2 protein-coding genes and 1 tRNA gene are annotated in these 1,866 nt (G+C 65.8%); 2 read left to right on the top strand and 1 reads right to left on the bottom strand.

What is annotated here, in order from left to right:
* On the bottom strand, window positions 1-704 hold a 704-nt coding region (locus VDP82_RS17655; protein ID WP_323016123.1), incomplete at its 3' end, for a complex I NDUFA9 subunit family protein.
* 151 nt (window positions 705-855) lie between these two features.
* On the opposite strand from VDP82_RS17655, the gene VDP82_RS17650 reads away from it, so the two are divergent.
* Together VDP82_RS17650 and VDP82_RS17645 are read left to right on the top strand one after the other, a co-directional pair.
* Window positions 856-1,221, top strand: a complete 366-nt coding sequence (locus tag VDP82_RS17650) for a GFA family protein (RefSeq protein WP_323016122.1) — start codon at window positions 856-858, stop codon at window positions 1,219-1,221.
* A gap of 58 nt (window positions 1,222-1,279) precedes the next feature.
* Window positions 1,280-1,364, top strand: a tRNA-Leu gene (locus VDP82_RS17645).
* Window positions 1,365-1,866: the final 502 nt, after the last annotated feature.

Below are 1,866 nucleotides of genomic sequence, written 5' to 3'. Positions count from 1 at the left end.
TCGCGCTGGATGCGATTGAGCAGCTCGCGATGGGTTTCCACCTGCGGCCCGCCCAGCTCATAGATGCGCCCGGTCTTGACCCCGCCCTCGGCGGCGATGGCAAAGGCTTCGGCAACGTCGCCGACATAGGCCGGCTGGAAAAGGGTCTTGCCCGAAATCAGCGGCAGCACCGGGAAAAGCCGCGCCAGCCCCGCCATGCGGTTGAAGAAAATATCGCCCTGGCCGAACAGGATGGAGGGCCGCAGGATCACTGCCTCGGGAAAGGCGTCCAGCACCGCCTTCTCGCCCTGGAGCTTGCTGGCGGCATAGGCGCTGACCCCGGCCGCCGCCTCGACGCCCAGCGCCGACATATGCACCAGGCTGGTCACCCCCGCCGCCCGCGCCGCAGCGGCCACATTGGCCGCTCCCGCCACATGCACGGCCTGGAAACGCTGGGCGCCGCGCTCATAGCCGATGCCGGCGAGATTGATGACGATATCGGCCCCCGCCACGGCGCGCTCCACCGAGGCGCGGTTACGGATATTGGCCTGGATGGGCTGCACCTGGCCGACGCTGCCATACATCTTGACGTGTCCGGCCAGGTCGGGCCGGCGCCCGGCGACGCGGATGCGATAGCCGCGCCGCGCCAGCAATTGCACGATCGGGGTGCCGACAAACCCCGCCCCACCGAAAATGGTGACGAGTTTGGGTTCAAAGCGATCCATCTTGGGCTCCGGCGCTAGGCATAAATCGTTCCCGCTTCTAGCCCATGGCCGGCGGCGCTGTCGAGGGCCGGGCCCATGCCGGCAGGAGAATCCGCTTGACACGGCGGCAAAATCGTTCTGGATTTGTTCGGACTTATGGGAGATAAAGACCATGTCTGCGGAAAGCCAGACCTATCACGGCCAATGCCATTGCGGCGCCGTGCGTTTTTCAGCCACGACCGCGCTTGATTCGCCCGGCGATTGCAACTGCTCGCGCTGCCGGCGCCTGGGCTGGGTGATGCAGTCGCTGCCGGCGGCCGATTTCGTGCTCGAAAGCGGGGCGGACAATCTCACGCCCTATCATTTCAACACCGGGGCCATCGACCATCTCTTCTGCAAGACCTGCGGCATTGAGTCCTTCGCCCGCGGCAGCGACGGCAAGGGCAATGCGCTGGTGATGATCAATATCAACTGCCTGGAGGACGCTCCGGCCATCGATCGGGACAAAATCAAGCATTGGGATGGGGCCAATTGGTGAGTGCGCGCACAAAGCGTGTTGACATCGGGCGGCGCGCCCCCTAGTTACACCCCCGCCTGCCCAGATGGCGGAATTGGTAGACGCGCACGGTTCAGGTCCGTGTGCCGCAAGGCGTGGAAGTTCGAGTCTTCTTCTGGGCACCAAGTTCAAGCCCCGGTCCCCGACATATGTCGCGGCCGGGGCTTTTTCTTTTTCGCCGGCCTCTTGGATTCATACCCCACCCGCCGGCGCTGCCCACGGACCTGATCCGCGGGCCACTCTCCCCCTCGGCACAAGCGGGCAATGGCCACCGGGTCAAGCCCGGTGGCAGCGGCGGTGTTGGGGGCACCCTCTCGCACCCAAACAAAACTTATCCCCGCTCCCTGCCGGCCCCCTTATCCTTTCCCCATTCCTGCCGATGACACGCGGTGCCGACGAAGCGCCGGGCAGGGAGAACGGGGGGTTCGGGGTCGCCTGGGCCGATGCGTGGATGCCGACAACCGGCCAGAGCCGGACCGCCCCCGCAAGGACGTTCGCGTCCGCGCCGACGGCGGCTCCGAAGCGTCAAACCCCAAAAGGGGGCCGCTCGAGGCGTGCGCAGAAAACCCGATCGTGGGAAGCGGCTTTCGCCTCTTCTATTCGTCTACCAATCGGGGCGGAAGCCGC

It is taken from the genome of Devosia sp., assembly GCF_034675085.1.
Classification (GTDB): Bacteria; Pseudomonadota; Alphaproteobacteria; order Rhizobiales; family Devosiaceae; genus Devosia.
The sequence above is the reverse complement of the archived record's forward strand: the minus strand, read 5'-3'. Positions and strand labels throughout refer to the sequence as shown.